This is a genomic window from Pontixanthobacter gangjinensis, assembly GCF_009827545.1.
Taxonomy (GTDB): Bacteria; Pseudomonadota; Alphaproteobacteria; order Sphingomonadales; family Sphingomonadaceae; genus Pontixanthobacter; species Pontixanthobacter gangjinensis.
Genome location: NZ_WTYS01000001.1, coordinates 1,014,120 through 1,037,093 on the forward strand (window position 1 = coordinate 1,014,120; position 22,974 = coordinate 1,037,093).

A 22,974-nucleotide genomic window follows, 5' to 3' on the forward strand; every position below is an offset into this window, starting at 1 on the left:
GCATGAAGATTATTTTCAGCCGGAAGGGTTTTGACAGCGCGGCGGGCGGCGGGGCATCGCCAATCGTGGATGGCTGCCCGATTAGCCTGCCGATCCCCAGTGGCGGTCATTCAGCAACAACTTATGGCGACTTGGGTCTGGCGGAACTGGCAAGTCAAGCAAGCCGGGGCAAAATCGGGGTAGATGATTTTTGTCACCATGACCCGATGTTTACTGCCGCGGGTCAGTGCCTGTTCGGGCAATGCAGCGCCGCGCAAACTCACCTGGTCAACCAAGGCGTGGGGATTGGCGACATATTCCTGTTCTTTGGGCTGTATCGCGAAGAAGCAACGGGAGCGCCGCATCACCGTATTTTCGGATATCAACGGATTGAAGAGATCGTCGATCTAGCCAGTTGCACCAACGAGCGACGGACCGAATTTAAGCGGCTTGGTCACCCTCACGCGATTGGGATGCACGCGAAGAATGACGTCATTTATGTCGGGGCCGGGCGAACTGCGAATTTTGCGAGCGAGTCACTGCGCCTGACTGTGCCGGAAGGGCCGCCAAGCCTGTGGCAAAGACCGGCTTGGCTGAAGCGAGGCGGTTTATCTTATCATGACCGCGAAGATCGCTGGTTGCGCGGTGGCCGGCTCCGCAGCGTGGCGCGCGGGCAGGAATTCGTTGCCGATATTGGTAAGCGTTCCGCACCGCGGGACTGGCTGGCTGGTGTAATTGCCGAGATCAATAGGTCTTGATGATGGCCGAGAAATCGAGCGCGCCATAACCCGCACCGCAGAAATCCTCGTAGAGCGCTGCTGCTCTTGAGCTGAGCGGAACCGCGCTGTCCGATCCTTCGGCCGCTTCCATCGCCAGCCGCAAATCCTTCAGCATCAACGCTGTCGCAAATCCGCCCTGGTAATCATTATCCGCGGGGCTCGCTACGCCTACGCCGGGCATCGGTGTGTACGCGTTAAGCGACCAATTATAGCCCGAGCTTTGCGAACTGATGTCGAAGAATGTCTGCGGATCGAGGCCGAGCTTTTCCGCCATCTTCATCGCTTCGCAAGTGCCGATCATATGCACGGCGAGCAGCATATTGTTGCAAATCTTTGCCGTCTGTCCGGCACCGGCGTCGCCTGCGTGAATTACCGCTTTGCCCATAGCTTGGAGGATCGGCTCCGCGCGTTTAAAGGCGCTTTTTGTGCCGCCAACCATGAAGGTCAGCGTTCCGCCATTGGCCGCCGCAATTCCGCCAGACACAGGCGCATCGACCATTTCATAACCCGCAGCGGTTGCAGCTGCGTTGACAGATTTGGCTGTCGCCACGTCAATTGTTGAACAATCGAGGAAAACCGCACCATCAGGAGCGTGGCCGATCACATCATCGTCATAAACGGAATTTACAATCGCGCCATTTGGCAGCATCGAAACCACCGCATCCACGCCCTTAACCGCGTCTTTCGCAGCCATAAAGGTCTTGCATCCATTATCCTTGGCTTGATCGAGCGCATCACTGCTCAGATCAAAAGCACGGACTTCATGCCCCGCCTTGACCAGATTCGCAGCCATTCCGCCGCCCATATTGCCAAGTCCGATAAATGCGATTTTCATATTACCGCCCTTTCCACTTGCCTTCGCGCTTCTCGATAAACGCGGCCATGCCTTCGACCTTGTCTTCGCTTGCAGTCAAAATCTGGAACAGGCGGCGCTCGAAGATGATGCCCTGGTCGAGGCCGGTTTCGAACGCGGCGTTGACCATTTCCTTATTTGCGACCGCAGCCATTGGCGGCATTGCGGCGATCAAAGCGGCGCTTTTCATCGCTTCGTCCAGCAACTCATCATGCGGCACGACACGGGCAACCAGATTGGCGCGTTCGGCTTCTTCGGCGCCCATCATCCGGCCGGTCAGGCACATTTCCATCGCTTTGGCTTTGCCAACTGCGCGAGTGAGGCGCTGTGATCCGCCCATCCCGGGCGCAACGCCCAGTTTGATCTCTGGCTGGCCGAATTTAGCATTGTCTGAAGCGAGAATGAAATCAGCCATCATTGCCAATTCGCAGCCGCCGCCTAGCGCGAAGCCATTAACCGCTGCGATCCACGGTTTTCGGACGGCTTTCACCAGATGGCTGGTCCATTTGGCGAAGAAATCGTCGAGATAGAAATCGGCGGCTGGCTTGTCGGACATTTCCTTGATGTCGGCACCGGCTGCAAAGGCTTTGTCACCCGATCCAGTCAGGATTGCGCAGCGCTGGCTATCATCCGCTTCATAATGGCCGAAGGCGTCGATCAGATCGTCGAGCACCTGGCTGTTAAGCGCATTCAGTGCTTTGGGGCGGTTGAGCGTGATCAGAGTTACTGCGTCATGCTGTTCAACTGTGATTGTTTCGTAAGACATTCTCTACTCCGTCATTCCGGCGAAACCCGGAATCGTTGTCATTTAAGTCTGACCTAGCGGGCAGCGATCCCAGCCTTCGCCGGGATGACGCACTAAGCCAAGGGCACCCATTCCTCGCCTTCGGGCAAGGGAGCAAAGATGCTGTCGATCAGTTCCTCGCTCACCCCTTCGGGCGTTGCCGGGTCCCATTCGGGATCGTGAGTTTTGTCGACGATAATTGCGCGGACACCTTCGGCAAAGTCGGGACGAAGCAGCACGCGCGATCCGATCCGGTATTCCATCGCCATGTTATCCGCAAAATCGATCAACTTCGCGCTTTCGGCCAGCTGGCGCAGCGCGACCTTGCAGGTCTGGGGGCTCTTGGTGCCGAGAGTATCGCGCTCCTTATGCGCCCAATCGCTGTCTTCCGCTTCGAGTGAGGCCAGAATATCTTCATATCGATCCGAGGCAAAGTGCTTGGCGATCTTCTCCGCATTGGCTTCGATTCGAGCCTTGGGAGGGCTACCGACCATTTCGGAAAGAACCCCGCCGATGCGGTCCGGCTTTTCGATTATGCGTGCCTTGGCGTCCGCCAGCATTTCGCTTGGCAAATAATGGGTTGCGAGACCTGCCCAAAGGCATTCCGCGCCATCCAGCCGCGCTCCGGTCAACGCCAAAAACTGGCCGAGCCGTCCGCTTAGGCGTGATAAGTGCCAGCCGCCGCCCACATCTGGAAACAGGCCAATGCCAGTTTCGGGCATAGCAAAACGGGTGTTTTCGGTTGCGACACGGAACTTGGCGGGCAGGGCAATGCCAACTCCGCCGCCCATCGTTATTCCGTCCATGAAAGCCACAATAGGCTTTGCATAAGTCATCATCTGATGGTTTAATTGATACTCGTCATGGAAGAATTCGCGGCCCGAAACGCCTCCATCCTCCAGCGCAGATTTTCGCAGAAGATTGATATCGCCGCCCGCACAAAAACCGCGCCCTTCGGCATGGTCGAGGATGACAGCCTCAATGGCATCATCTTCAGCCCATTTGGCCAGCGCAGCACTCATTGCGCGGCACATATCCAGCGTCAGCGCGTGGAGCGCCTTGGGCCGGTTAAGCGAGATATGGCCTACGCGGCCATGGCTATGGATCAGGATATTGTCGGTCATGTAAGGCCCCTTACTGGCGCAGCAGGTCGCGGCCAACGATCATCCGCATCACTTGGTTCGTGCCTTCCAAAATCGAATGGACGCGCAGATCACGCCAGAACCGTTCGATCGGATAGTCTTTCAGATAACCATAGCCGCCAAACAATTGCAGCGCATCATTGACGATCTTGCTGCCATTATCGGTCGCAAGCCGCTTTGCCATGGCGGAAAAGCGCGACTTGTCAGGAGCGTTCTCAGTCACTTTCGCGGCCGCGATATAGAGCAATGCCCGGGACGCTTCCAGATCGGTGGCCATGTCGGCGAGCATGAATTGGGTGTTTTGAAAATCGGCAATAGGAGTGTCGAATTGCTTGCGGTCTTTGGTGTAGGAAATCGCCTCGTCCAGACAGCGCTGCGCCCCGCCGAGCGAGCAGGCACCAATGTTCAGCCTACCGCCATCAAGGCCCATCATTGCAAACCGGAAGCCTTCGCCCTCGTCACCCACTCGGTTGCTGACGGGAATGCGCGCATCTTCAAAAATCATCTGTGCTGTGGGGGAGGCGTTCCAGCCGAGTTTCTTTTCTGGCGCGCCAAAGCTGACACCTGGCGTGTCCTTATCAACCACAAGGCAAGTGATGCCCTTGGTCTTATGCTCGCCTGTTCGGAGCATACAGACATAGATATCATTGAATCCCGCACCCGAAATGAACTGCTTGGTACCATTTACAACATAGTGGTCGCCATCCAATTTGGCAGTGGTTTTGAGGCCTGCCGCGTCGGAACCGCTGCCCGGTTCGGTAAGCGCGTAGGATGCGATTTTGTCCATGGTGACGAGGTCGGGAAGGTATTTCGCCTTAATTTCGGCCCCGCCAAATTCGTCGATCATCCATGCAGCCATATTGTGGATCGAAATGAATGCGCTGGTCGCCGGACAGCCATAGGCCATCGCCTCCATAATCAGCGCGGCTTCCAACCGGCCAAGCCCGATTCCGCCCGATTCCTCGGATACATAGATCGCGCCAAAGCCAAGCTCTGCTGTGCGTTTAATTACGTCACGCGGGAAGTGGTGCTGCTCGTCCCACTCGGCGGCGTGCGGAGTGATGTTGTCGGCGGTGAACCTCTGCGCCATTTCCTGGATCGCAAGCTGGTCTTCGTTGAGTTGAAATTGGTTTGTCATAATCAGGCCCTTACTACGGCTTCGGCCTCAATTTCCACCACCCATTCTGGCCTGCATAGATTCGCCACCCCAACCATGGTTGCTGCAGGCCGCGCTTCGGCGAAAAACTTGGCATGGACTGCGCCGATGGCTTCTTGCTGGCCAATATCTGTCAGGAACATGCGTGTGCGGACCACATCGGTGGCGGTTCCGCCCAGTTCCTTGATGGCTTTGACGATCAGGGCGAAGCATCGTTCCGCCTGCGCAGCTCCATCGCCCGGCGTGGTGGAGCCGTCATCCTCTATCGGACCCGTGCCAGCGACGATGATCCGGTTGCCCTCGCGCACGGCACGCGAAAATCCGAATTGTGCCTCGAACGGTGAGCCGGAGTTTGCGTATAATCGTGTCATCCAATCAGCCCCATCATTTCAGCGCAGAGTATCGCGCCATAGGTCCCGACAGCATAACCCAGCACCGCCAGCAACACGCCAACCGGGGCCAGCGCTGGATGGAACGCCGCCGCCAGAACGGGTGCCGATGCCGCGCCGCCGACATTGGCCTTGCTGCCAACCGCGACAAAGAAAAACGGTGCACGGATGATACGCGCTACGACCAGCAACAATATCGTGTGGATCAACATCCAGATGATTCCGATCGCCATGAAGGAGGGCGCATCGGCAATTTTAAGTATATTCATTTTGGTGCCGATCACCGCGACCAGCAGGAAAATAAACACTGTTCCGAATTTGGATGCGCCGATGCCTTCAAGGCTGCGCGCTCTGGTAAAGCTGGCGGCCATTCCAAGCGTGGTCGATATGATCACCACCCAGAAGAAGCTGCTGGCGAGTGTGTGATCATCGCCCCATAGCCCTGCGAAATATCCGCCAAGGTATGTGCCGCCTAGATGGCACAGGCCGACCACAGCGAAGGTCGCGCCGAACAACAGGACGTAATCGTTGGAACTTGCGACGCGCTCGGTTGAGGCAGTGTATTGCGCCATCTTGTCGCGCAACCGGTCAATCGCGCTGCTGTCTGCTTTCAGCCAGCCGTCAATCCGCTTGCTGTTGCCTGCACCATATAGCAGAAAAGCCATCCAGATATTGGCGACAATAATATCGACCGCGATCAGCGCCGAGTAATTTTCCGGATTGAATTTATAGACTTCGAGCATGGCGGTCTGGTTTGCGCCGCCGCCAATCCAGCTGCCCGCCAATGTGGCCAGTCCGCGCCAAGCGGCGTCATTGCCGGTCCCGATGACACCGGGGTCAAATTGCGCGACAATCCACAGAGCAATCGGTCCGCCGATAATGATGCCGATGGTTGCAGTGAAAAACATGATCAGCGCTTTGGAGCCAAGCCCCAGAACACCTTTCAAATCAATACTGATGGTCATCAGGAACAGAGCGGCGGGGAGGAAATAATCCTTCGCTATCGTCCATAAATTCGAATCGTCAACATTGATCAACCCGAATGTGACCATCAGCGACGGCACCAGATAGCAGACCAGAATGATCGGGATGAAAGTGTAGAACTTATTCCATCCCTCTCGGTCGCGGGTGAAGAATACGAACGCGAGAACCGCTGCCAGTAACCCGAGGATTACCCGATCATCTGTAATCATTGCGAATTTGCTCCCAAATGGCCGGTGTTAATTGGCCTGAGCTGACGGGCCTAGCGCGGCCAGCCATCAAAAACCATATTGACGGTCCACAGGCCGGGGCCCATTGGCGCGCAGAAGCCGATGCAGGTGTAGCTCAATGGTAGAGCTTTTGCTTCCCAAGCAAGTGACGAGGGTTCGATTCCCTTCACCCGCTCCAATTTGTCGGTTCATTCGGGGGAGGGGATCCGCGTGTCAAAAACCGGGCGAGACGCCCTCTGGATGGCTGACCTTTATGGCGAGCTGCAGCTCGCCGAGCCAGCACAGAAGCGCACGATTACGTCTTATTTCCCGGGCTTGGCGCTTGTTGGAGTGGCCGCGCTCGCCTCCTTGTGGCTGAGCGATCAATATGGTGCGCCTGCGGTACTCATGGGCTTGCTGATCGGCCTTGCGCTCAACTTTGTGCATTCAGACCAGCGGCTATCGGCGGGACTCGATTTGTCATCGCAGACATTATTACGGATCGGGATCGTCCTGATCGGCTTGCGGATAAGCTTTGCCGAGATTTCAGCGCTGGGCATCACGCCGTTTCTGGCGTTGCTGGGGATAATGGTGGCGGTGATTGCGGCCGGTATTTTGGCAGCGCGTGTGCTCAAGCTGGATTTGCTGTTCGGGTTGCTCGCAGGCGGTGCCACGGCGATTTGCGGAGCCTCGGCAGCACTTGCCCTGTGGAGCATCATTGGCGAGAAGCGGATTAGCCAGGAGCGCTTCACGATTGTTCTGCTCGGCACCACCCTCGCCAGCGCAGGAGCTATGACATTCTATCCCACAATTGCTGCGGTACTGGGGCTGGATGATACGCAAGCGGGGTTCCTGATCGGAGCGTCGATCCACGACGTCGCGCAGGCCATTGGCGGCGGTTTTTCCTATTCCGACAAAGCGGGTGAGGTCGCGACAGTGGTCAAATTGACCCGTGTAACCTTGCTTGTTCCGGTGCTGGTAATCGTAACTTTGGTGCTTCGGCAGCTCAACCTTGGGATCGGAACCGGGGGCGGCGAGAAGCTTAGTCTACGCCAGGGAATACCGTGGTTCATCCTCGGCTTTATTGTGCTGGTCACGGTCAACAGCTTTGTGACCTTGCCCACTATGGTTACCGAGGTGGGAAGCAAGGCGGCGAGCATATTGCTGTTATTCGCGGTAATCGCCGCAGCTATCAAATCCAACATGGCCGGATTGCTGGCACATGGCTTGCGCAGCTTCGGGCCGGTAATTATGACAACGCTTACCGCATTCGTGCTGGCGCTGGTTGCTGCGAAAATGCTGTGATTCTGGAGAAACCATGAACATCTTTACCGATCACCCCAAATCTGTTGGCGAGACATATTCGGAGCATTTCATGACTGCGACCAGTTTTGGGTTCCCGATGATCACCGCAGGCGTGGCCTGCGTGCTGCACGGTTTCTTCCCGTTTATGTTCGAGAAGACCGGCAGCAATCTGGTCCGCAGACTGTATGACCGGATGGTCGTGAACCGCGTTAAAATGAAGCACGAAACCCCCGATGGCCAACAGATCGACTGGTGCATCTAAGAGCTTGGCTTCCCAATTTTAACCGGGCTTTCCGACCTTTCGTAGATGGTATTCAGAGCTGCCGAGCAGCGCGTCATTCACTAAAATCCGTTTATGATAATGGCTGACGCTCAGTTCGTCGGTCATCCCTACTCCGCCATGCGTCTGGATGGCCTCTTCTCCGATCAATCGTCCCAACTTTCCTGTTTGCCCTTTTAAAATCGCGATATCCTTGGGGGTAGCCTGACCGGCCTCAATCAGGGCGGCGGTGTAAAGCATTGTCGCGCGCGCCTTGCTGTAGGCGATTTTCATGTCGGCCATTCGGTGGGCAACGGCTTGAAAACTGGCAATGGGAACGCCGAATTGCTTGCGAGTTGCTGCATATTCTGCGGTTTGTTTGAGCAACGCACCCATCGCTCCGACGCTTTCTGCGCAGATGGCCAGAGTGGCAGTGTCTAGCAAGCTTGTTACGGCGCGATTTGCGCCATCCAGCATCATGGCATCGAACGAAACTGACACTTTATCGAAGCGGATATTGGCCGCACGCCGGCCGTCAACTGTCGGATATGATGTAACGGACACACCGTCACTTTGCGGATCGACGAGAAACAATGCCAAGCCATCATTAAGCTGCGTCACTACAATCAAGATTTCCGCCTCGCCCCCTGCGAGGACCAACCGTTTCTCTCCATCCAGCAAGAAAGTCTCGCCACTACGTTTGGCTTCCATCTCTACTTGGCTGGGATCCGGTGTTCCTCGCCCTTCCTCGTAAGCCAGAGCCGCAATAGCGTTTCCTGCTATCACCTTTTCAAGCCACTGCGCTGCTGCCTTGTTCTGCGATGCTGCAGCCAAGGCCGCTCCTCCCAGCGCAATGCTGGCGATGAACGGTTCGGCTAGTAAATGCGCACCGAATGGCTCGGCAATCGAAATCATTTCGCACGCTCCGCCGCCGAATCCGCCTTGTTCCTCGGCAAACGGGAGTGCGAGCAATCCCAGTTCGGCAAATTGCTCCCAAATCGTGCTTGACCATCCAGCGTCGGAACCAACAATCGCGTTGCGCTGGTCGAAATCGTAATTCTTGGCGAGGAAGGCCGAAATGCTGTCGCGCAGCATCTGTTGTTCCCCGGTGAAGGTGAAATCCATGCCCCTATCCCTCCATCCCGACAGTACGTGCGATTAGATCGCGCTGAACCTCGTTGCTGCCTGCGTAAATCGTCGTGGCCCGGCTGTTGAGGTAATATGGCATTGCGATCAGATCGAGGTCGCTGCCAAGCGGCTCTACATTCGCGCCAACCCTCAGTGCCTCGTTCTGGAAGGGGATGGCCTCGGTACCGGATACTTGAGTAATCATCACCGATACTCGCTGGGTCAGTTCGGAATTCATTGTCTTGTTCATCGACGGAAATGACGGATCTTTGGAAATCGGGTGGCCGCTAACCGACAGCTTTTCGAAATGCTCATATGAAGCGATGTCTGCTTCCAATTCGCCCATATCCCGCTGGAATACGGGATCGTCGGCCAGCATGGTTCCAAAACCACTCGGCTTGGTCTTGGCTGCTTCGCGAACACGTTCCAATCCGCGCTTTAAGGTTGGGCTCGCCGCGCTGCCGCCGCGTTCATGCTTCAGCAAATGTTTGGCGACGGTCCACCCGTCATTCTCTGCGCCGACCCGACCCGATTGTGGGACTCGGACATTGTCGAAAAACACTTCACATTGTTCGGGGCTTCCATCGAGACCGTATATCGGGCGGATTTCCATTCCCTCATAATCCACTCGGTCGAGCAACAAGAAGGTTATGCCTTGCTGTTTCTTGCCTGAATTGTCGGTCCGCACGAGCATGAACATCCGGTTTGCGTGATGTGCATAGGTGGTCCAGATTTTGCTTCCGTTGATAATGTAATCATCGCCATCCACATCGGCGCGGCAACTGAGCGAGGCTAGGTCTGAGCCGGAATTCGGCTCTGAATACCCCTGCGCCCAGAAATCCAGCCCGCCCAGAATGCCAGGAAGGTATTTCTCTTTTTGCTCCTCGGTGCCCAGATCGATCAGCAGCGGTCCGACCATACCCAGGCTTTGTGGCAGCAGCGGCGGTAGGTCGCGTTTGCGATATTCTTCAGCAAAGATGTAACGCTGTTCAACCGACCAGCCTGTGCCGCCGTGTTCTTTTGGCCAAGATGGTGCCGCCCATCCTTTGCGATACAAAATCTGGTGCCATTCCATGCATTGGTCAAATGGCGCGAATACGCTGGTCAGTTTGCGTCCTGCCTCGCGAATAGCGGGGGTAGGAGCCTCATCCAAAAATGTCGCAACTTCCGCGCGAAAATCTTCAAGCTCGGTTCCGAAATCGATATCCATAATTTGTCCTAGCTTATGTTCGCTTAGCTTTGTTTGAGCGATTCCATATCGATCACGAAGCGGTATTTTACGTCGCTGGCTTCCATTCTGTCATAGGCATCGTTGACCTCGTCCATCCGGATCATTTCGATGTCGGGTTTGATGCCTTTTTCCGCACAGAAATCGAGCATTTCCTGTGTTTCTTCTATTCCGCCAATGCCCGATCCGGTCAGGATTTTGCGGCCAAGCAGCAGCCCGGTGTGAATTTCTGGCATCATATCGATCATTCCGACCAGCACTTGCGCACCATCAACTTTCAGCAAGTGGAGATAAGGCGTAACATCATGGCGCACCGGAATGGTGTTGAGCACCATATCGAAATAGCCGGTCTTGGCGCGCATCGCCGCTTTATCTGTGGTTATGAGCAAATCCGCCGCTCCCAGTGCCATCGCATCCGCGCGCTTGCTTTCACTTCGGCTGAGCACGGTCACTTCTGCTCCCATCGCGACCGCAAATTTCACGCCCATATGGCCAAGCCCGCCCAGGCCAGCGACAGCGACTTTGCTGCCGGGGCCGATATTCCAATTGCGCAGCGGAGAATAGGTGGTGATGCCAGCGCACAGCAGCGGCGCGGCATCTTCCATACTGAGCGCGTCAGGCACTTTAATCACGAATTCGTCGCGGCAAACGATCCGGTCGGAGTATCCGCCCTGGGTCTTGCTGCCATCGATCCGGTCTGTGCCGCCATAAGTGCCAACCATGCCTTGCTTGCAATATTGCTCCAGCCCCTGGGTGCACAGGTCACATTCCTTGCAGCTATCAACGATGCAGCCGATGCCGACACGGTCGCCGACCTTATGCTTCGTTACGCCTTCTCCAATTGCCGCCACTGTTCCGGTAATTTCGTGACCGGGAATGATGGGATAGGTCGTCCGGCCCCAATCATTGCGCGCCGTGTGGAGGTCCGAATGGCAAATGCCGCAATGGGTGATGTCGATCAGAACGTCATCTTTGCGCAGTCCGCGACGGGTAAAGTCGAGCGGCGCAAGTCCGCTTTCAGGCGAGGTCGCGGCATAGCCCTTTGCGGGGTATTCGTTAGTTGGCGTAGTCAATGGTTTGTCTCCTAACGCGGTGGCATGCGGATTGCTCCGTCGAGGCGGAACTGATGGCCGTTAATATAGGTGTTGCTGGCAATCTCAACGATCAGGCTAGCGAATTCTTCGGGATGGCCAAGCCGTTTGGGGAAGGGAACGCTGGCGTTTAGCTGATCCCACATTTTTGGATTGCGGTCTTTCATCCCCAGCATCAGTGGCGTTGCGAAGATGCCCGGCATTACCGAATTTACCCGGATGCCCATATCCATCAGGTCACGGGCCATAGGCAGAACCAATCCGTTCACGCCTGATTTGCAGCTGCCATAGATTGTCTGGCCAATCTGGCCGTCCTGTGCGGCCACGCTGGCCGTCAGGGTGATACAGCCGCGTTCGCCATCCTCGTTCAAGGCTTCCGAATTAGCCATACCGAGCGCGGAGTGCGAAGCAATGCGGTAGCTGGCGACCAGAATACCCTCCGCGCCAAATGCGTAATCCTCGGTCGGCAAGCGTTTGTAGCAGTGATTTTCCTTGTCCCAGCCGAGCGTTTTGCCGCGCTTGCTGGCCATGGCGCAATGGACAGTCACGCGTTCCTGACCATTCGCTTCGCGAGCCGCCGCAAAGCCATCGACCACCGATTGTTCGTCCATAATATCGACATGGTGGAAGGTGCCGCCGATTTCCTTGGCGTATTTCTGGCCGTCGTCATCATTGATGTCGAAAATCGCGACTTTCAGGCCCTTTGCCGCCAAGGCCACCGCACTTGCATGGCCAAGACCCGATGCGCCGCCAGTTACTACGGCTGCCATTCCCGCTTCAAGTTTCATTGCTAATCTCCCCTTAGCCGTTTTGTTCTTTGCATGTGTCATGAGCGATTCATAATGCTATCGCAAACGCGCATTGATTTTGGAGACTCGCAATGACCTACGTCAACATTACTCGGCCTTCTGCCAATCGCCGCCAGTTTCTCGGCGCGACCGGCACCGCGTTTGCCGCTTTGCTGGCCAGCGGGTGCGCCACCAGAATGCCGGTTGGCGGAGCGTCCCTGTTTGGGGGCTATGGAGATTTGTTGCCTGATCCTGCGGGAATGCTCGATTTGCCGCCGGGCTTTTCTTACCGCGTCATTTCCAAATTGGGCGACGCGATGAATGATGGCGGCACCGTTCCAGACCGCGCAGACGGGATGGGCTGTTTCGATCTGGGCGGCGGTAAGCTGGCACTTGTCCGCAATCATGAACTTGGCCCTGATCATGATTTGGGCGGTGAATATTCAGTCGGCTTTGACCGCAATTCAGCAGGCAAGGTTCTGCCCGGCGGAACCACCACGTTGGTCCTTGATGCGGCAACGCTGGAGGTCGAGCAGCAATATCGCTCGCTCGCCGGAACCATCCGCAATTGTTCGGGGGGGATTACCCCTTGGGGCAGTTGGCTCACTTGCGAAGAATCGTTGTGGACCCGTGAACGGGATCTGGTTGGCAAGCATGGCTGGGTGTTCGAAGTTCCAGCCGACGCAGGCAAGCAGGTTAATCCTGCGCCGCTGAAAGCGATGGGCCGTTTCAATCACGAAGCCGCTTGCGTCGATCCTCGCACGGGCGTCGTTTACATGACCGAGGATATGAATGATTCGATGTTTTACCGGTTCATTCCCAACACCCCCGGCCAGTTGGACAAAGGCGGCAAATTGCAGGCGCTGGTTTTGTCAGACGGAATTGGCGATGCGCGCAATTGGGATGACGCTATGTTGACCGTAGGTCAGGAACATCCGGTTCGCTGGGTCGACCTCGACAATGTCGAATCTCCGGAAAATGATTTGCGGCTGCGTGGCGCAGCGGCTGGCGGTCTGGTGATTGCTCGCGGCGAAGGGCTGCATATGGGCGACGGCGAAATGTATTTTGCCTCCACCAATGGTGGCGCGGCCAAGCTGGGCCAGATATTCCGCCTGACCCCGGGCATCAACGGTGGACCCGATAGCTTGCAGTTGTTCTTCGAAAGCACCTCTGCCGATCAGTTCAATTATGGAGATAATCTGGTGGTCCAAAACAACGGACATCTGATTGTCTGCGAAGACCAATATACCGATGTGGTCGATAATCACCTGCGCGGCATTACTCCTGAAGGGGAGGCATACCCATTCGCCCGGTTGCGCGTGCAGACCGAGCCTGCTGGTGCGTGTTTCTCTCCCGATGGCAAAATTTTGTTTGTTAATTCGTATAGTCCGACCGCGACCCTAGCGATTACCGGCCCGTGGTTCGCGTAGGTTAGCGGGGTGAAGGCGCGCTAAGTGGCGGCATTCCTTTTGGCGCTAATCGCGGTGTTTCTGACGTCGCTGGGCGCGCGCGATCAAGTGCTGGTTTCGGCGCTCTCCCAGCGATTGAACCGCCATATCGGCTTGCTTGCAGCCGGCAGTCTGACGTCGGTCGGGACCGCAATCGCTATGTCCTTTGCCGGTGTCTATGTAGCGAATATACTGCCCGATAATGCCAAGGAGATGCTTGTCGCGATTGCTTTGGTGCTGGCATCAATCGAGCTAATTTGGCCAGTGAAGGCACCTGAGCTTGGCGAGCCGACGCGCTCGCTCGGGGCAATCACGCTTGTCCTGCTAGTGCGCCAATGGACAGATGCCGCACGTTTTCTGATTTTCGCATTTGCCGCTTGGAGCGGATTGGTCTGGCCCGCGGCAATTGGAGGCGCGCTGGGTGGTATTGCGGCTGTTTCACTCGGCTGGATGATGTCCGGTGAGCTGGCGCGAAAAATACCCATGGGGCCAATCCGAATTGTTATGGCAATCACCACCGTCTGTTTGGCTGGATATATCGGCGTTTCGGCGCGCGGACTGCTTGGGTGATTGTCAAATCCGATTAATGTCTTCGTAAAAAGTCAGGAAACCGTTCAGTCGCCATGCGTTGTAAAAGTGTAAGCTAAATACACGAAGGAGTTACATGATGGCCGACACTGGTGACAATTCAAAAGCCGAACTCGTCAACGAATTGAATGGTTTGCTCGCAGACCATTTTGCGCTCTACATCAAGACCAAGAATTTTCATTGGCATGTTGCGGGCCCGCGTTTTCGCGATCTGCACCTGATGTTTGACGAACAGGCAATAGCTGTGCGTGACCAGATTGATGTGATCGGGGAGCGCGTGCGGAAGTTGGGCCAAAACACGCTAACGTCGGTGGCTTCGGTCGCGAAAAACACGCAAATTGCAGACCAAGACGATGCCACAATCGCTGCCGAGGCTATGGTTGAAGAGCTTCGCGATGACAACGCGGCTTTGGTGAAGCGCTTGAAGGGCATGAAGCCGCTTGCCGAACAGGCTGGTGACAATGCGACCGACGGACTGTTGGATGATTGGACCGATGCGGCTGAAGAACGTGTCTGGTTCTTAACCCAAACACTCAAATAAGTTTCGCAATCTTGCAGTTTTTGGCCCGCCTGGACTTATGTTCGCGCGGGTCCTTTGCTATGAATACCCGATGGAGAACCTGAGTTTTGTCGAACGGGCTGGCGATGTCGTAATCGCACGATGGCTGGAGCAGCGGTTATCTGCCGCCTTGGCCGCAACCGCTGGAAGCATAGCTATCAGCATTCCCGGCGGTTCGACGCCGTTCCCGATTCTTGAAATATTGAAGCGCAGTGATCTTGATTGGTCGCGGATCACCGTGTGGCCGGGCGACGACCGGATTGTGCCGGAAGATCATGCGGCCAGTAACACTGGCAAGATACGCGCGTTGCTCGAACCAGCGGGAGCGACTGTGATTGCGTTGACCGAGCAGGATAGCACCCCGCACTTTGCCTTGGTCTGGCTTGGCATGGGGGCGGACGGGCATATCGCTTCGCTGTTCCCCAATACAGACCCGCAAATTGATGATGTGCAGCCATTGCGCCGCCTTACGCCCGATCCCTTGCCGCCAGAGGCTCCGTTTGACCGCATAACGCTGACAATTCCGGCGCTGCTGGATAGCGACCAATTGGTCTTCGTCATTCGCGGCGAAGATAAACGCGCTGTGTTTGATGCGGCGACCATCGGCGGTCATGATTTACCGATTGCGCGGTTGCTATCGAACACCAGCCAGCCTGTCACATGCTTCACCTGATCCCCGCTCCGTTGCACCGTGTGCTGTACCGCGTGGCGGACCGATTGAGGAGCTATTGGTGGAGAGTAGCGAAGCTACCGCTGCAGGGTGCCGCTGTCATTGCCACAGATCTGCAAGATCAGTTGCTGCTTGTTCGGCTTAGCTACGGATCTGGTGGTTGGAACTTGCCCACTGGCGGAATTGGGCGCGGGGAAGATCCGGCCGATGCCGCAAGGCGCGAGTTGCTGGAAGAAACCGGCTGCGAAGCGCATTCACTCACCTTGCTCGGCGTGCAGGAAGACATTTTGCACGGCACCGAAAACCGAGTTTATGTCTACACTGCCAAGACTTCGGGCCAGCCCGCTGCCGATATGCGCGAAGTTATCGATGCCAGATTCTTTCCGATGCATTCGCTGCCCGAACCGCTGACTAAGACGACTCGCAGGCGCTTGGCATTGTTGCGGGAAAGCTCGAAAAAGGAATAGCTTCTAAAGCAGCGACAATTGCGCAGTATCGGGCGCTCGCTCTTCCTGATCACCGCGATCCAGATTTGAAAGTGTTAGCCCCATCAGCCGTATCGGCAATGGCAGCGGAAGCAATTCTTCTAGCAATTCGTGCCCGGTGCTTGAAAAGATATCCTTGCTCGGAACATTCTGCACCAGTGATTTGGCACGAGTGATTTGCGTGAAATCGTTGAACTTCATTTTTAAAGTCACAGTGCGGCCGGCTGATCCGGACCGTTCAATCCGCTCCCACACAATATCAACAATAGTATCGAGCGCATCGCGCAAAGCGGCACCAGAGGATATGTCCTCGCTATAGGTCCGTTCCCCGCCGACAGACTTACGGATGCGGTTGGCACGGACGGGCCGCAGATCAATTCCCCGCGCCGCGCGGTACAAATAATCGGCGAAGCTGCCGAAATTAGCGCGCATAAAGTCGATGTTTTTACTCGCGAGGTCTGCCCCTATCTCAATCCCCAACCGTTTCATTTTCTCTGCGCCCTTGGGGCCAACACCGTGGAACCGGCGGACGGGCAATGCCGCTACAAAGGCCGCGCCTTGGCCAGGCTTTATCACACACACACCGTCGGGCTTGTTCTGGTCGCTTGCCAGTTTAGCAATGAATTTGTTGTAGCTAACGCCAGCGCTAGCGGTCAGATTTGTTTCCTGCTTAATCCGCAGCCGGATCAGATCGGCAATGCGGGTTGCGCTGCCAATTCCGCGAATGTCATCGGTGACGTCGAGATATGCTTCGTCAAGGCTGAGCGGTTCGACATGCGGCGTGAAATGATGAAAAATCTCGCGAATTTGCCGCGATGCCTCGCGATAGGCATCGAAGCGGTGGCGCACAAAAATAAGGTCGGGGCACAGCCGTTTCGCGGTCACCGATGGCATCGCAGAGCGCACGCCGAATTTGCGCGCTTCATAGCTGGCCGCAGCGACTACACCGCGCCCTCCAGATCCGCCCACGGCAACCGGCTTGCCGCGCAATTCAGGGTAATCGCGCTGCTCTACACTGGCGAAAAACGCATCCATATCGACATGGATAATCTTGCGCAGGCCATGCTCATCATCGCCGCTTTTGACTGGCGGCAGATTGGATTGGATGTCCTCAGTCACGTAGAATTGATAGCCGCGCTGGCCTGAGAGGGAAAGAGCGGCGGGGTTGGCCTATTTCGGTTGCGCGTTAAAACTAACTGGCAATTCCGATTGCCACGCTCCAAAGGACGCCGATGTCCGAAACCAAACCATCTCAAAGGCCTGCAATCGGCGAGCGCGAACTGATCGTGCTGATGGCGCTGCTGATGAGCCTTCAGGCATTCGGCATAGACGCAATGTTGCCTGCTCTGGGTGAGATTGCAGGCGGTTTCGGAATGGGCGGTAATGACCGCCAATTGGTGATTAGTGCCTATTTCCTGGGCGCGGGCATCGGGGCGTTTTTCCCGGGAGCCTTTGCTGACAAATTCGGGCGGCGTCCGGTGCTGTTCTTCGGATTGATTTGTTACATCACCCTCTCGATTGCTTGCGCGATGGCGACCGACTTCTGGTGGCTGATCGGGATGCGGTTGGTGCAGGGGCTTGGCGCGGCGAGCCTCAGCGTGGTGCCTGCTGCAATTGTTCGCGACCGTGTTGGCGGCGACCGGATGGCGCGCTTGATGAGCCTGATCATGATGATATTTCTGGTTGTGCCGATTGTTGCCCCGGCGATTGGCCAGCTGATTTTGATGTTTGTCGGCTGGCGCTGGATATTCGGCGCGATGGCAGTGATGGGGCTGATTGTCGGCACTTGGGTATGGATAAGATTGCCCGAATCGCTTGCGCCCGAGAATGCGCAGGAAATCCATGCGGCGACTATCCTGCGCAATATGGGCACTGCGCTCGTTCGGCGCGATTCGATCGGCTATGTCGTCGGCAGCGCGCTGGTATTCGGCTCGCTGTTTGGCTTTCTCAATTCCAGCCAGCAATTGATTGGCGAGGCGTTTGGCGCAGGCAGATATTTCGCGTTGATCTTCGGTGCGGCTGTGCTCGGCATGGTTGCGGCCAATTTCACCAATTCGCGAATTGTCGAGAGGTTCGGTGCGCGGCGAGTTAGCCACACGGCGCTGTTTGCCTTCGCATTCATCAGCTGCCTGCAATTGTGGTCATCCAGCCAGCCCGATCAAAGCTTGTGGCAATTTGTGCCGCTGCTGAGCATGGCGATGGCGACGATGGGCTTTATCGGCGCGAATTTCAGTTCAATCGCAATGCAGCCGTTTCATCAGATTGCAGGCGCGGCATCTTCCGCGCAGACCAGTTTGCGGATGATAACGGGCGCGCTGCTCGGCGCGTTCATTGGCAATTTGTATGACGGGACGGCTCGCCCGTTGGCAGCGTCCATGCTCAGCTGCGCGCTGCTGGCTCTGGCGTTTATTCTCTATTCCGAACACGGAAAACTGTTCCGCCGCGTGAACGCGCCTAGGGCCGGGGATACGAAGCCCGACTAGCGAGCCGAATTGCTGCCACTTTCCAGCTTGCGCCACGCCAACTCGGCAAATTCACACAGCAAGGGGCGAGTGTCGCGCGGGTCGATAATATCCTCCACGTTAAACCGCTCGGCGCTGCGGAAGGGGGAAGTTACCTTGTCCAATCTCGCCTTGATCTCCTCCAGCTCTGCGGCTGGATCGTCTGCGGCCTCGATCTCGGATTTATAGGCCACCTCCAGTCCGCCAGCGATCGGCAGACTGCCCCAATCTCCCGATGGCCAGCAATAACGATATTGGAATTTCTCCGCATTGCTCATTGCGCTGCCGGCAATACCATAGGCTCGGCGCAGGACGATGCTGGCGAGCGGAACGCTTGCTTTGTAGATCGCATTCATTGCTTGCACACCGTAACGGATGGTCCCGGCCATCTCTGCCTCGCGCCCGATCATGAAGCCGGGGTTGTCAACCAGATGGACGATGGGCAGGCGGAACTGGTCAGCCAGTTTGACAAAGCGTTCGACTTTCTCGCTGGTCTTGGCATCCCATGATCCGCCCAAAAAGCTGGGGTCGCTGGCAATTACAGCAACCGGATAACCGTCCAGCCGGGCAAGCGCTGTGATGGCAGCCTGCCCCCAATTCTTACCGATCTCAAACATGGTCCCTGCATCAAGCACCATGTCGAGGCAGCGGCGCATCGAATAGACTTGCTTGGGGTCACGCGGGACGAGGTTCAGCAAGGCTTCCTCGCGCCGGTGGACAGGATCGGTGCAATTGGACCTTCTTGCCAATTGGCCGACATGTTCGGGCATGAAAGACAGGAAGTACCGGGCGCGAACGAAAGCTTCCGCTTCGGTGGCGACCTCGTCATCGACTACTCCGTTGCGCGTGTGGATTTCCGATCCGCCGAGTTCTTCTTTGGCCTGCTGGTGGTCCGTTGCACTTCTGTAGCTCGCGCCGAGACCGTCCACGACTGCAGGGCCAGCGGCAAATATCTGGCTTAGTCCGCGCACCATGATCGAATAATGGCTGGCAACAATGCGCGCCGCGCCGAGGCCTGCGGTGGGACCGAGTGCGAGCGCCACCACCGGCACACTATCGAGATTTTCCACCACATCGCCCCAGCCGGGCACCGCAGGAATATATGTCGCGCCGATCATCTCGAGCGTTTTCACGCTGCCGCCTCCGCCAGTGCCATCGATCATGCGGATGATCGGCAGCCGAAGTTCATGCGCCATTTTTTCTGCCTGAACCATTTTGCGGCTGATCCCCGCATCGGCCGCGCCGCCACGAATGGTGAAATCATCGGCGGTCGCTACCACTGGTCGGCCATTGATCGTGGCCTTGCCAAACAGGAACGGGGCGGGGAGGACGCCGGTTAGCTCACCATTTTCGTCGTAACTGGCCTTGCCCGCAATCTTGCCAATTTCGCGGAAAGACCCTTCGTCGCACAATGCCGCGAGCCGTGCGCGTGCATCCATCTTGCCGCGGCCGCGCTGGCGCGAGACTTTCTCCTCGCCGCCCATCTGTTCAGCCAGCGCCTCGCGGGCGCGCAATTCATCGAGTTCTTTTTGCCAGGTCAAAACTCTCTCCCAATGTCCGTCCCGCTGCGACTAACCTCACCTAATGTTCTGGAAGTCTCGGTCCCATCCCGCTTTCGGGAGGGTTGAAGGCGGACTTACTCTGCTTATTCCGATTCCGCCGCTGAAAGTTCCGCCCCATCCGCCACAATCAGCGCTAGCACCGCTTCAACCTGAACCTGCCCGCCGAGGGCGGCGTTAAGCTCGGTCACGGTCCCGTCAAACGGCGCGGTGAGCGCATGCTCCATCTTCATCGCTTCGAGTACCATCAGCCGCTGGCCTGCGGTGACGGCGTCACCCTCGGCCACATCGACCGCGATGACCTTGCCCGGCATCGGCGCGAGGATCGCGCCGTCTGCGGCGGAAGTGTGTCCACTACCTCTTTGCGCGGCGAAGTCGATATTGTGCGCGAGCCCCTTTTCGAAAATCTGGATCCGACCGTTCGGTTCGTTTTCAGCAATGGGACCATATGTCGTTGGCAAATATTCTACATCATCCAAACCGGACTTGCCGTCGATTTCGATGTGCCATTCGGTGCCTCCGTTCGTGGGTAGAGCGGAAACTTCAGATTGCTCCCCATCCACCAACATCCGGAAGCGCGCAGGTTCTGGTGCTGCATTCAGTCTAAAGCCAAACAATCCGCCAGGCGTGATATGGATGTCCTTGTTGAACTCTGCTTCGGCGAACTCTTCGAGCCTCCAGCTTACAGCGGAGAGTCTGACTGAGTTGCCGGCATCCGCTGTGGTTAGCGTTTCGCCTTTCCTTTCGATCAGGCCGGTATCCAGGTCTCCTGAACCGAATTCTTCCATTCGAAGCAAATTTACCAAAAATCCGGCGTTAGTTTTGACAGGGTAGACTTCGACGCCTCCGGCAATAGCGCATAGGCCATCAATCGCTTCAGCACGGCTTGGCGCTGCCACAATTAATTTGGCAATCATCGGGTCGTAGAATGGAGAGATTGAGCCGCCTTCGACTACGCCCGTTTCGATGCGGCCTTCATCTCCAAGGTCGAAATGTTCGAGAGTCCCAATGCTCGGTAGGAACCCCGTCGCCGGATCTTCCGCATAGAGCCGCGCTTCAATCGCATGGCCGTTGATCTGAATTTCGTCTTGCTTCAGCGGGATCGGCGCACCGCTCGCCACGCGCAGCTGCCATTCCACCAGGTCCACCCCGGTTATCTCCTCAGTCACTGGATGCTCCACCTGAAGCCGCGTGTTCATTTCCATGAAGAAAATGCGGTCTGCGCGTAGGCCCTCAGACGCATCGGCGATGAATTCGATAGTGCCTGCGCCGACATAATCGACCGCTTTTGCTGCACGAATTGCTGCGCAGCATATTTCTTCGCGGGTTGCAGCATCCATGCCCGGCGCGGGGGCTTCTTCGATGACTTTCTGGTGGCGGCGTTGCAGCGAGCAGTCGCGTTCGAACAAATGGACGACATTGCCGTGGCTGTCGCCGAAAATCTGCACTTCGATATGGCGTGGGCTGGTGATCCATTTTTCCAGCAGCACGTGGTCATTGCCGAAACTGGCCTTGGCTTCGCGCTTGCAGCTTTCCAGATCAGCGGCAAAATGCTGCGCAGCATCGACCTTGCGCATTCCCTTGCCGCCGCCGCCTGCAACCGCCTTGATCAGCACCGGGAAACCGATTGCGCCTGCTTCTTTTTGCAAACGTTCGAGCGATTGGTCTGCGCCCAGATATCCGGGCGTCACAGGCACGCCCGCTTTCTCCATCAGTTCCTTGGCGGAGTCCTTCAATCCCATCGCGCGAATGCTGTCGGGATTTGGGCCGACCCAGATCAGCCCTGCATCCTGCACCGCTTGCGCGAAATCGGCATTCTCGGACAAAAATCCGTAACCCGGATGGATTGCCTCGGCACCGGTTTGCTTCGCCGCTGCGATGATTTTCTCGCCCACCAAATAGGATTCAGCAGCCGGGGAGGGGCCGATATGCACGGCTTCGTCTGCCGAACGGACATGCAGCGCCTTGGCATCGGCGTCAGAATAGACCGCAACCGTTGCCACACCCATTTCGCGGGCAGTGCGGATTATACGGCAGGCAATTTCGCCGCGATTGGCGATGAGTAGCTTTGTAATCATTATCAGCGGTTAAGCCGAGCGCGCCTTTTCCGCAAGTTGCCTACGCGACCATTCCGGCATTTCTGCCGGTGCTTGAGGCCGGTTCAAGAGCGCCTCGAAAAATGCGGCGGCTGCATGGCGCATCTTGTCCGTTTTAGAGGTGTAGACCCGGTGGTCCCACGCGGCGGTGCCACGCGCTCGAACTTCGCGTCCGATTGCGGTGTAAATCCGAGCTGCGGACAGCACCGCCCAGCGGCTGCGGAAAGGTAGTTTGGCCGCGCCAATTTTGGATGCGGCAGCATGCTGCTCCATCAGATCGGTCAGTTGCGCGGCCATATCGGCCAATTCCTGCCGGTGGTGCGGCTTGGTATGCTGGCCAGGTTCAATATCCTGATAAGCGAGCCATTCCATTGGAAGGTAGCAGCGTCCAGCAGCGTCATCTTCGACCAGATCGCGCGCGATATTGGCCAGTTGGAATGCGAGGCCCAGATCGGTTGCGCGGTCCAATGTCTCCTGGTCTTCCGGATCAACGCCCATTACAACCGCCATCATGACCCCCACCGCGCCTGCCACGTGGTAACAATATTGCAGCAAATTGCGCTCGCTACGTGGCCGCCAATCCTTGGCATCCAGCGCAAACCCGGCGATGACATCCTCTGCCATCTCCGGCGTAATTCCGCATTCTTGCGCGACCAGGCCAAAGGCATCGAACGCCACATCTGCAGTAGGCAGTCCTTCAAACGCGCGCTGAGTCAGCGCACGGATTGAATTGAGCCGCCCTTCGGGGTTCGATTGATCGCCAAGCTCTCCGCCCATTTCCTGCGCGTCGGCGATATCGTCACAGCGGCGGCACCACGCATAAAGCAGCCACACACGTTCGCGCGTAGGCTTGTCGAACAGACGACTTGCGGCAGAGAAACTTTTGGACCCTTGTTTGATCGACAGGCGAGCCTTCTCCACCAAGGCAGCGCGGTGCCTCCCGCCCCCGGGGCGGTTCTGCGTTTCCCGCATAAAGCGCGAAGGAGCCAGAGGCCGC

The 22,974-nt window shown here is 56.9% G+C and carries 23 protein-coding genes and 1 tRNA gene; 10 read left to right on the forward strand and 14 right to left on the reverse strand.

What is annotated here, in order from left to right; genetic code table 11:
- Nucleotides 1-2: 2 nt before the first annotated feature.
- Nucleotides 3-737, forward strand: a complete 735-nt coding sequence (locus tag GRI36_RS04750) for an Nmad3 family putative nucleotide modification protein (RefSeq protein WP_160597413.1) — start codon at nucleotides 3-5, stop codon at nucleotides 735-737.
- On the opposite strand, the gene mmsB is transcribed toward GRI36_RS04750, so the two are convergent.
- From mmsB to GRI36_RS04780, 6 genes are all read right to left on the reverse strand, one after another.
- Nucleotides 724-1,668 carry a 3-hydroxyisobutyrate dehydrogenase gene (gene mmsB / locus GRI36_RS04755; protein ID WP_235902373.1) on the reverse strand — a complete coding sequence of 315 codons (945 nt, stop codon included), beginning with the start codon at nucleotides 1,666-1,668 and terminating at the stop codon, nucleotides 724-726. The two genes, GRI36_RS04750 and mmsB, sit on opposite strands and share 14 nt — an antisense overlap.
- Nucleotides 1,595-2,377 (reverse strand): enoyl-CoA hydratase-related protein, encoded by a 783-nt coding sequence (locus GRI36_RS04760; protein ID WP_160597415.1) that lies wholly within the window; start codon nucleotides 2,375-2,377, stop codon nucleotides 1,595-1,597. Before GRI36_RS04760 ends, mmsB begins: the two co-directional genes overlap by 74 nt.
- Before the next feature lie 92 nt (nucleotides 2,378-2,469).
- On the reverse strand, nucleotides 2,470-3,519 hold the full coding sequence (locus GRI36_RS04765) for an enoyl-CoA hydratase/isomerase family protein (RefSeq protein WP_160597416.1): 1,050 nt from the start codon (nucleotides 3,517-3,519) through the stop codon (nucleotides 2,470-2,472).
- A gap of 10 nt (nucleotides 3,520-3,529) precedes the next feature.
- Complete coding sequence (locus GRI36_RS04770; RefSeq protein ID WP_160597417.1) at nucleotides 3,530-4,675, reverse strand: acyl-CoA dehydrogenase family protein; 1,146 nt, start codon at nucleotides 4,673-4,675, stop codon at nucleotides 3,530-3,532.
- A gap of 2 nt (nucleotides 4,676-4,677) precedes the next feature.
- Complete coding sequence (locus tag GRI36_RS04775; protein WP_160597418.1) at nucleotides 4,678-5,064, reverse strand: RidA family protein; 387 nt, start codon at nucleotides 5,062-5,064, stop codon at nucleotides 4,678-4,680.
- Entirely contained in the window at nucleotides 5,061-6,275 is a 1,215-nt protein-coding gene (locus GRI36_RS04780; protein WP_160597419.1) for a DUF819 family protein, read from the reverse strand. The genes GRI36_RS04775 and GRI36_RS04780 overlap by 4 nt, the downstream gene beginning before the upstream one ends.
- Nucleotides 6,276-6,397: 122 nt before the next feature.
- Here GRI36_RS04780 and GRI36_RS04785 point away from each other — a divergent pair.
- The 3 genes from GRI36_RS04785 to GRI36_RS04795 all read left to right on the forward strand — a co-directional run bounded on the left by GRI36_RS04785 (nucleotide 6,398) and on the right by GRI36_RS04795 (nucleotide 7,839).
- Nucleotides 6,398-6,471, forward strand: a tRNA-Gly gene (locus GRI36_RS04785).
- 32 nt (nucleotides 6,472-6,503) lie between these two features.
- A complete protein-coding gene (locus tag GRI36_RS04790) occupies nucleotides 6,504-7,577 on the forward strand; it encodes a YeiH family protein (RefSeq protein ID WP_160597420.1) in 1,074 nt (357 codons plus the stop codon).
- 13 nt (nucleotides 7,578-7,590) lie between these two features.
- Nucleotides 7,591-7,839, forward strand: a complete 249-nt coding sequence (locus GRI36_RS04795; RefSeq protein ID WP_160597421.1) for a DUF6356 family protein — start codon at nucleotides 7,591-7,593, stop codon at nucleotides 7,837-7,839.
- A gap of 18 nt (nucleotides 7,840-7,857) precedes the next feature.
- Here the strand turns inward: GRI36_RS04795 and GRI36_RS04800 are convergent, their stop codons facing one another.
- From GRI36_RS04800 to GRI36_RS04815, 4 genes are read right to left on the reverse strand one after another with little or no spacing between them, the layout of a single operon-like run.
- Complete coding sequence (locus tag GRI36_RS04800) at nucleotides 7,858-8,961, reverse strand: acyl-CoA dehydrogenase family protein (RefSeq protein WP_160597422.1); 1,104 nt, start codon at nucleotides 8,959-8,961, stop codon at nucleotides 7,858-7,860.
- Between the two features lie 4 nt (nucleotides 8,962-8,965).
- Nucleotides 8,966-10,174 carry an acyl-CoA dehydrogenase family protein gene (locus tag GRI36_RS04805; RefSeq protein WP_160597423.1) on the reverse strand — a complete coding sequence of 403 codons (1,209 nt, stop codon included), beginning with the start codon at nucleotides 10,172-10,174 and terminating at the stop codon, nucleotides 8,966-8,968.
- Nucleotides 10,175-10,197: 23 nt separating this feature from the next.
- Nucleotides 10,198-11,265 carry an NAD(P)-dependent alcohol dehydrogenase gene (locus tag GRI36_RS04810; RefSeq protein ID WP_160597424.1) on the reverse strand — a complete coding sequence of 356 codons (1,068 nt, stop codon included), beginning with the start codon at nucleotides 11,263-11,265 and terminating at the stop codon, nucleotides 10,198-10,200.
- Between the two features lie 11 nt (nucleotides 11,266-11,276).
- A complete protein-coding gene (locus tag GRI36_RS04815) occupies nucleotides 11,277-12,071 on the reverse strand; it encodes an SDR family oxidoreductase (RefSeq protein ID WP_160597425.1) in 795 nt (264 codons plus the stop codon).
- 92 nt (nucleotides 12,072-12,163) lie between these two features.
- Here GRI36_RS04815 and GRI36_RS04820 point away from each other — a divergent pair, with 92 nt between their 5' ends.
- From GRI36_RS04820 to GRI36_RS04840, 5 genes are all read left to right on the forward strand, one after another.
- On the forward strand, nucleotides 12,164-13,501 hold the full coding sequence (locus GRI36_RS04820; RefSeq protein WP_160597426.1) for an alkaline phosphatase PhoX: 1,338 nt from the start codon (nucleotides 12,164-12,166) through the stop codon (nucleotides 13,499-13,501).
- 24 nt (nucleotides 13,502-13,525) lie between these two features.
- Nucleotides 13,526-14,089: a hypothetical protein gene (locus tag GRI36_RS04825; protein WP_160597427.1), complete on the forward strand. Its 564-nt coding sequence runs from the start codon at nucleotides 13,526-13,528 to the stop codon at nucleotides 14,087-14,089.
- Between the two features lie 97 nt (nucleotides 14,090-14,186).
- The gene (locus tag GRI36_RS04830) at nucleotides 14,187-14,648 is read left to right on the forward strand and encodes a Dps family protein (RefSeq protein ID WP_160599065.1); all 462 of its coding nucleotides are present in this window, start codon (nucleotides 14,187-14,189) and stop codon (nucleotides 14,646-14,648) included.
- Nucleotides 14,649-14,718: 70 nt separating this feature from the next.
- The gene (locus GRI36_RS04835; protein ID WP_160597428.1) at nucleotides 14,719-15,339 is read left to right on the forward strand and encodes a 6-phosphogluconolactonase; all 621 of its coding nucleotides are present in this window, start codon (nucleotides 14,719-14,721) and stop codon (nucleotides 15,337-15,339) included.
- Nucleotides 15,327-15,803 (forward strand): NUDIX domain-containing protein, encoded by a 477-nt coding sequence (locus tag GRI36_RS04840; RefSeq protein ID WP_160597429.1) that lies wholly within the window; start codon nucleotides 15,327-15,329, stop codon nucleotides 15,801-15,803. The genes GRI36_RS04835 and GRI36_RS04840 overlap by 13 nt, the downstream gene beginning before the upstream one ends.
- 3 nt (nucleotides 15,804-15,806) lie before the next feature.
- On the opposite strand, the gene dinB is transcribed toward GRI36_RS04840, so the two are convergent.
- Complete coding sequence (dinB, locus tag GRI36_RS04845; protein ID WP_328598355.1) at nucleotides 15,807-16,940, reverse strand: DNA polymerase IV; 1,134 nt, start codon at nucleotides 16,938-16,940, stop codon at nucleotides 15,807-15,809.
- Between the two features lie 113 nt (nucleotides 16,941-17,053).
- Here dinB and GRI36_RS04850 point away from each other — a divergent pair, with 113 nt between their 5' ends.
- Complete coding sequence (locus GRI36_RS04850; protein ID WP_160597430.1) at nucleotides 17,054-18,304, forward strand: multidrug effflux MFS transporter; 1,251 nt, start codon at nucleotides 17,054-17,056, stop codon at nucleotides 18,302-18,304.
- Here the strand turns inward: GRI36_RS04850 and GRI36_RS04855 are convergent.
- The 3 genes from GRI36_RS04855 to GRI36_RS04865 all read right to left on the reverse strand — a co-directional run bounded on the left by GRI36_RS04855 (nucleotide 18,301) and on the right by GRI36_RS04865 (nucleotide 22,949).
- Nucleotides 18,301-19,863 carry an acyl-CoA carboxylase subunit beta gene (locus GRI36_RS04855; protein WP_160597431.1) on the reverse strand — a complete coding sequence of 521 codons (1,563 nt, stop codon included), beginning with the start codon at nucleotides 19,861-19,863 and terminating at the stop codon, nucleotides 18,301-18,303. The two genes, GRI36_RS04850 and GRI36_RS04855, sit on opposite strands and share 4 nt — an antisense overlap.
- Nucleotides 19,864-19,967: 104 nt before the next feature.
- Complete coding sequence (locus tag GRI36_RS04860) at nucleotides 19,968-21,959, reverse strand: acetyl-CoA carboxylase biotin carboxylase subunit (RefSeq protein ID WP_160597432.1); 1,992 nt, start codon at nucleotides 21,957-21,959, stop codon at nucleotides 19,968-19,970.
- Between the two features lie 9 nt (nucleotides 21,960-21,968).
- Entirely contained in the window at nucleotides 21,969-22,949 is a 981-nt protein-coding gene (locus tag GRI36_RS04865; RefSeq protein ID WP_202392121.1) for a phytoene/squalene synthase family protein, read from the reverse strand.
- Between the last annotated feature and the right edge of the window lie 25 nt (nucleotides 22,950-22,974).